The sequence below is a fragment of the Rugamonas fusca genome (assembly GCF_014042365.1).
GTDB classification, from domain to species: domain Bacteria; phylum Pseudomonadota; class Gammaproteobacteria; order Burkholderiales; family Burkholderiaceae_D; genus Rugamonas; species Rugamonas fusca.
The window spans coordinates 162,896-169,576 of the sequence record NZ_JACEZS010000014.1; the positions used below are offsets into that span (position 1 = coordinate 162,896).

The window sequence follows — 6,681 nt, forward strand, 5'->3', positions numbered from 1 at the left end:
AGTTGGGAATGAAAACGTTCTGTCTAAGCTGGTGGCCAGCTCGCACCGGCGGGGAAAACGGTAATGATACCAAAACCAGCGCATACACGGGCTATGCTGCACGGGCCGGTGTTGCTGCTGTGCCCGGCGACTGATAGCTGTCCCCGGCGGCGTTCGGGCGTTGCTTTTCGGGATGCCTGGGGCGGGTCGATGGGGGCGTCGCCACAGGTCCTGAAAACGCTAGCCAGGCGAGTGTAGGCGCGTCCCCGGCATCTGTCAATCCTATCTTATGTCTTATATAAGACACATAACTAGACAGGTTTTTGCTGGACGGGGAGGGGGTTTTGTGGTGAAATCGCGGTCTATGAATCCCGTCCCGCCCAACCAAAACCAGAACAGCACAGCCGCCAGCGGGACGGCCGGCACGGCCGCGAGCCCGGCGCCGGCAACGGGCAGTTCGCCCACGTTTTCGCCACTGTACCAGCAAATCAAGGCCCTGATCACGCAAAGCCTGCAGTCGGGCGAGTGGAAGCCCGGTGAACTGATCCCCAGCGAGGTGGAACTGGCCAACCGTTTCAAGGTCAGCCAGGGCACGGTGCGCAAGGCCATCGACGAGCTGGCCGCCGAGAACCTCGTCATGCGGCGCCAGGGCAAGGGCACGTTCGTGTCCACCCACCACGAAGCGCGCGCCCATTTCCGCTTCCTGCGCCTGATGCCCGACGAGGGCGTGCCGCACTATCCCGAAAGCAAGATCATCGAAGTCAAGCGTATCCGCGCCCCGGCCGACGTGGCCCGGCTGCTGGACATGAAGACGGGCGACGCCTTGATCTTTATCAAGCGCGTGCAATCTTTTGACGGCGTGCCCACGATCGTCGAGGAATTGTGGCTGCCCGGTCAAACCTTCAAGGGCCTGACGGCCGAGCGCCTGATGGAGTACAAGGGGCCGATGTACGGCCTGTTCGAATCCGAGTTCGGCACGCGCATGATCCGCGCGGCCGAGAAGATCCGCGCCGTGTGTGCCGACGGCGCCGCCGCCGAGCTGCTGGGCATCGCGGAAGGCACGCCGCTGCTATGCGCCGAGCGGGTGTCGTTCACCTATGGCGATAAACCGGTGGAACTGCGCCGCGGCTTGTACCTGACCGCGCACCACCACTACCAGAATGAGCTGAACTGAGCGCCGACAGATTGTGAGACAGGGGCGCCGTTCGCGGCGCCTAACCAGCCAGCCGCACCGGTAACCCCGCGTGTTGCCGGACTGATAATACGACGAGCTACCAAAGGTGGCCGACCGACAGTGTTGTAAAACACTATTTTTGTTATATGTAGGAATAGATATTGGTGGTAGCTGCGAAATAAGCGAAAATCGCAGTCTCGCAACATTTTGTCTAAGATCAAAGGGAGGTTTGTTATGTCAGAAGCCGTCAGGGAAGCGCCTAAAAAGGAACGGCCCGAATTTCGTAATATTCACGTTACGGAATTGTCCAACTACCGTATGCCTTTAGCCAGCATCGTCTCCATCCTGCACCGCATCAGCGGCTTCATGATGTTCGCCCTGCTGCCTTTCGTGCTCTACCTGCTGCAGCAAAGCCTGACGTCGGAAATGACGTTCGCCTACCTGCAAGGCATCGCCTCGCAACCGCTCGTGAAGCTGATCATCCTGGCCCTGGTCTGGGGCTATATGCACCACTTCTGCGCCGGCGTGCGCCACCTGTTCATGGACCTGCACTTCGGCCTGGACAAGCTGTCGGCCCGCCAGTCGGCTGCCACCGTGCTGGCCGTGAGCCTGTCCCTGACCGCCCTGGTCGCCCTCAAATTGTTCGGAGTATTCTGATGGCAAACAATAATATCGGCCCCAAGCGCCTCGTCGTGGGCGCCCACTACGGTCTGAAAGACTGGCTGGCGCAACGCATGACCGGCATCCTGATGGTGATCTACACCGTCACCCTGCTGGTGTCCTTCCTGACCGGCAGCAACTTCAGCTACGAAGGCTGGGCTGGCCTGTTCGCCCAACAATGGTTCAAGCTGTTCAGCGCCGTGACCCTGTTCGGCCTGTTCTATCACGCCTGGGTAGGCGTGCGTGACATCTGGATGGACTACGTCAAGCCCGTCGGTCTGCGCCTGACCCTGCAAATTGCCACCATCTTTTGGCTGATCGCGTGCGCGTTCTACGCAGTGCAAATTCTCTGGAGTGTTTAATCGTGGCAGCTATCAAATCTGCAATCCCAACCCGCCGCTTTGACGCGGTAATCGTCGGCGCCGGCGGCTCCGGCATGCGTGCATCCCTGCAGCTGGCTGAAGCCGGCCTGAACGTGGCGGTGCTGTCGAAAGTGTTCCCGACCCGCTCGCACACGGTGGCGGCGCAGGGCGGCATCGGCGCCTCGCTGGGCAACATGGCCGAGGACAACTGGTTCTGGCACATGTTCGACACCGTCAAGGGCGGCGACTATCTGGGCGACCAGGACGCGATCGAATTCATGTGCCGCGAAGCACCGAAGGTCGTGTATGAGCTGGAACACTTCGGCATGCCGTTCGACCGTAACCCCGACGGCACCATCTACCAGCGTCCGTTCGGCGGCCACACCGCCAACTTCGGCGAAAAAGCCGTGCAGCGCGCCTGCGCCGCGGCTGACCGTACCGGCCACGCCCTGCTGCACACCCTGTACCAGCGCAACGTGCGCGCCCGCACCCACTTCTTCGTTGAATGGATGGCGCTGGACCTGATCCGCGACGCCGAAGGCGACGTGGTCGGCGTGGTCGCGCTGGAAATGGAAACCGGCGAATGCATGATCCTGGAAGCGAAGACTACCATCTTCGCCACCGGCGGCGCCGGCCGTATCTTCGCCGCTTCCACCAACGCTTTCATCAACACCGGCGACGGCATGGGCATGGCGGCACGCGCCGGCCTGCCGCTGCAGGACATGGAATTCTGGCAGTTCCACCCGACCGGCGTGGCCGGCGCGGGCGTCCTGATCACCGAAGGTGTGCGCGGCGAAGGCGGCATCCTGATCAACTCGGAAGGCGAGCGCTTCATGGAACGCTACGCGCCGACCCTGAAAGACCTGGCGCCACGCGACTTCGTGTCCCGTTCGATGGACCAGGAGATCAAGGAAGGCCGCGGCTGCGGTCCGAACAAGGATCACGTGATGCTGGACCTGCGCCACATCGGCGCCGACACGATTCAAAAGCGTCTGCCATCGATCCTGGAAATCGGCCACAAGTTCGCCAACGTGGACGCCACCAAGGAACCGATCCCTGTCGTGCCGACCATCCACTACCAGATGGGCGGTATTCCGACCAACATCCACGGCCAGGTGGTCACCCCGGCCGGCGACGGCACCCAGAAAGTGGTCAACGGCCTGTACGCGATCGGCGAATGCGCCTGCGTGTCGGTGCACGGCGCCAACCGCCTGGGCACCAACTCGCTGCTGGACCTGGTGGTGTTCGGCCGCGCGGCCGGCAACCACGTGGTCGCGTCCAACCTGAAGCAGAAGGAAAACAAGCCGCTGCCGAAGGATGCCGCCGACTTCGCCATGAACCGCCTGAACAAGCTGGAAACGTCGACCGGTTCGGAAAAAGTGCAGGGTGTCGCCAACGACATCCGCGCCACGATGCAGAAATACTGCGGCGTGTTCCGTACCGACGAACTGCTCAAGCAGGGTTACACGGAAATCATGAAGCTCGACGAGCGCCGCAAGCACGTCTCGTTCAAGGACAAGTCCAAGGTCTTCAACACGGCCCGCGTGGAAGCGCTGGAACTGGACAACCTGATCGAAACGGCCAAGGCCACCATCACGTCGGCCGTAGCCCGCAAGGAATCGCGCGGCGCCCACGCCCACAGCGATTTCCCTAACCGCGACGACGACAACTGGATGAAACACACCCTGTGGTTCTCGGAAGGCAACCGTCTTGAATACAAGCCGGTCGTCACCAAGCCGCTGACGGTCGACACCTTCAAACCGAAACCACGTACTTTCTAAGGGTCAGAACATGGCACGCACTCTCAAATTCAAGATTTACCGCTACGATCCGGACAAGGATAGCAAGCCTTACATGCAAGACCTGACCGTCGAGCTGAAGGACACCGACAAGATGCTGCTCGACGCGCTGCAGCGCATCAAGTCGGACGTGGACGATTCGCTGGCCCTGCGCCGCTCCTGCCGTGAAGGCGTGTGCGGTTCGGACGCCATGAACATCAACGGCAAGAACGGCCTGGCCTGCACCACCAACCTGAACGAGCTGACCGAGCCTATCGTGCTGCGTCCGCTGCCTGGCCTGCCCGTGATCCGCGACCTGATCGTGGACATGACCCAGTTCTTCAAGCAGTACGACTCGATCAAGCCGTTCCTGATCAACGACTCGATCCCGCCCGAGAAAGAGCGCCTGCAGTCGCCCGCCCAGCGCGAGGAACTCGACGGCCTGTACGAGTGCATCCTGTGCGCTTGCTGCTCGACCTCGTGCCCGTCGTTCTGGTGGAATCCGGACAAGTTCGTCGGTCCGGCCGGCCTGCTGCAAGCCTACCGCTTCATCGCCGACTCGCGCGACGAAGCCACCGGCGCGCGCCTGGACAACCTGGAAGATCCGTATCGCCTGTTCCGCTGCCACTCGATCATGAACTGCGTCGACGTTTGCCCCAAGGGTCTGAACCCGAACAAGGCGATCGGCAAGATCAAGGAATTGATGGTACGCCGCGCCATCTAAGCGCGGTCAAGCAGGTCCCTTCGCGGGCGGCGCCGGCCGCCGCCCGCTGTAGTACTCGCTGCAAGGTGCGAAATCAACATGACAGTATCGAAACCCGCTGCGCATCAGTCCGACCCGGCCAACCGCGCGCGCTTGCGCTGGCGCGCCCGCCGCGGCCTGCTGGAAAACGACATTATCCTGACCCGTTTTCTCGATGCGCATGAAACCGAATTGACCGACGAGGAAGTGGACGCATTCACGCGGCTCCTCGATTTGTCGGACAATGCCCTGATGGATCTGGTGCTGGCTCGAAAAGAGCCGGATGGCGACGTCGATTTGCCGCACGTGCACGCACTGCTGCAGCGTCTGCGCCAAGCTTGACGGTTGGGCGGTCACGCCGCGCACGACGCGGCGCCCGCCGGCCTGCATGTCCAGAATTAACGCCTTTTTTTTACTTGCCTCATCTCTCCAAGAAGGAAGAGTCCATGAACACCTCTGAAAACAAAGCTACCCTATCGTTCTCCGACGGCAGCCCGTCGATCGACTTCCCCATCTACAAGGGCACCGTTGGCCCGGACGTGATCGACATCCGCAAGCTGTACGCCGGCACCGGCAAGTTCACCTACGACCCAGGCTTCATGTCGACCGCCGCCTGCAACTCGTCGATCACCTACATCGACGGCGACAAGGGCGAGCTGCTGTATCGCGGCTACCCGATCGAACAGCTGGCCGTGAACGCCGACTTCATGGAATCGTGCTACCTGCTGCTGAACGGCGAACTGCCTAACGCCGAGCAGAAGAAGAAGTTCGTGGACACCGTCTCCAAGCACACCATGGTGCACGAGCAGATGCAATTCTTCTTCCGCGGCTTTCGCCGCGACGCGCACCCGATGTCGGTGCTGGTGGGTACGGTCGGCGCGCTGGCCTCGTTCTACCACGACTCGCTCGACATCAACGACCCGCACCACCGCGAAGTGTCGGCCATCCGCCTGATCGCCAAGATGCCGACCCTGGTCGCCATGTCGTACAAGTACTCGATCGGCCAGCCGTTCGTGTACCCACGCAACGACCTGTCGTACAGCGCCAACTTCATGCGCATGATGTTCGGCAACCCATGCGAAGAATACAAGGTCAACGACGTGCTGGTGCGCGCGCTGGACCGTATCCTGATCCTGCACGCCGACCACGAGCAGAACGCTTCGACCTCGACGGTTCGTCTGTCCGGTTCGTCGGGCGCCAACCCGTTCGCCTGTATCGCTGCCGGTATCGCCTGCCTGTGGGGCCCTGCCCACGGCGGCGCCAACGAAGCGGCCCTGAACATGCTCAAGGAAATCGGCACGGTCGACAAGATCCCTGAGTTCATCGCCAAGGTCAAGGACAAGAACTCGGGCGTGAAGCTGATGGGCTTCGGTCACCGCGTGTACAAGAACTTCGACCCGCGCGCCAAGCTGATGCGCGAAACCTGCCACGAAGTGCTGAACGAACTGGGCCTGCACGACGACCCGCTGTTCAAGCTGGCCATGGAGCTGGAAAAGATCGCCCTGAACGACGAATACTTCGTGTCGCGCAAGCTGTACCCGAACGTCGACTTCTACTCGGGCATCGTGCAGTCGGCGCTGGGCATCCCTGTGTCGCTGTTCACCGGTATCTTCGCCATGGCCCGTACCATCGGCTGGATCGCCCAGTGGAACGAAATGATCTCCGATCCCGAGCAGAAGATCGGCCGCCCACGTCAGCTGTTCGTCGGCTCGACCACGCGCGAAGTGCTGCCTATCGACAAGCGCGCCTGATCGCAGCAGTCACCCGTGACTGACCAGCCTGGGATAGCCGGGGAGTGGCGCTAGCCGCCCCCACATCGCAGGACACGAAACGCCCGGTGCCATGCACCGGGCGTTTTGCATTGGTGCGCCCAGCATGGGCGCACTCCTGTGGGTGCAAGTCCCGCCGCGAGCTGACCACAGTGAGCGAAGTGAAGCGCAACTGCGGAAGGGTAACTGACTGTGGGAAGGAAGCGTGGAGCATAAA

At 61.7% G+C, this 6,681-nt stretch carries 7 protein-coding genes; all 7 read left to right on the top strand.

The annotated features are described in order from the left end of the window. The first annotated feature begins 343 nt into the window (after nt 1–343). Nucleotides 344–1,153: a GntR family transcriptional regulator gene (locus tag H3H36_RS17115; RefSeq protein ID WP_182219301.1), complete on the top strand. Its 810-nt coding sequence runs from the start codon at nt 344–346 to the stop codon at nt 1,151–1,153. 234 nt (nt 1,154–1,387) lie between these two features. Beyond that, complete coding sequence (sdhC, locus tag H3H36_RS17120) at nt 1,388–1,810, top strand: succinate dehydrogenase, cytochrome b556 subunit (RefSeq protein ID WP_182219302.1); 423 nt, start codon at nt 1,388–1,390, stop codon at nt 1,808–1,810. After that, a complete protein-coding gene (gene sdhD / locus H3H36_RS17125; RefSeq protein ID WP_182219303.1) occupies nt 1,810–2,175 on the top strand; it encodes a succinate dehydrogenase, hydrophobic membrane anchor protein in 366 nt (121 codons plus the stop codon). Before sdhC ends, sdhD begins: the two co-directional genes overlap by 1 nt. 2 nt (nt 2,176–2,177) lie before the next feature. After that, entirely contained in the window at nt 2,178–3,956 is a 1,779-nt protein-coding gene (gene sdhA, locus H3H36_RS17130) for a succinate dehydrogenase flavoprotein subunit (RefSeq protein ID WP_182219304.1), read from the top strand. Between the two features lie 10 nt (nt 3,957–3,966). Next, complete coding sequence (locus tag H3H36_RS17135) at nt 3,967–4,677, top strand: succinate dehydrogenase iron-sulfur subunit (protein WP_182166963.1); 711 nt, start codon at nt 3,967–3,969, stop codon at nt 4,675–4,677. A gap of 78 nt (nt 4,678–4,755) precedes the next feature. After that, a complete protein-coding gene (locus tag H3H36_RS17140; RefSeq protein ID WP_182219305.1) occupies nt 4,756–5,037 on the top strand; it encodes an FAD assembly factor SdhE in 282 nt (93 codons plus the stop codon). A gap of 104 nt (nt 5,038–5,141) precedes the next feature. Continuing rightward, nucleotides 5,142–6,446: a citrate synthase gene (gene gltA / locus H3H36_RS17145; RefSeq protein ID WP_182219306.1), complete on the top strand. Its 1,305-nt coding sequence runs from the start codon at nt 5,142–5,144 to the stop codon at nt 6,444–6,446. Nucleotides 6,447–6,681 lie beyond the last annotated feature (235 nt).